Below are 263 nucleotides of genomic sequence, written 5' to 3'. Positions count from 1 at the left end.
ATCGAAAAGTGCACCGAAGCTTGAATGTAAGTCTGCCCGTGCAGTCCGGCATTGCAGCTCAATAGCGGTCACACCTTTAAAGCCCATCAGAACAACAGGGTGACCTTCACTGTCAATTTCACCAAACTCCCACCAGCAAACATCGGCTTTAAGCGCCGGAAATCGTTTTTGCAGAAAATCGGTCAAGGAAGGGCTGCCGATTTCCTCTTCACCGTCAACAATCCATATCAGCCGGTAAGGCAGCGGATCATTATTATTCTGCC

General features: G+C 49.0%; 1 pseudogene. It reads right to left on the bottom strand.

Annotated elements, in window-relative coordinates:
• Positions 1 to 263, bottom strand: a pseudogene (locus HBA93_RS21745) (M20/M25/M40 family metallo-hydrolase); the annotation flags it as partial.

Source organism: Ochrobactrum sp. SFR4 (assembly GCF_019730395.1).
GTDB lineage: Bacteria > Pseudomonadota > Alphaproteobacteria > Rhizobiales > Rhizobiaceae > Pseudochrobactrum.
This window is presented reverse-complemented; position numbering and strand designations above follow the sequence as displayed.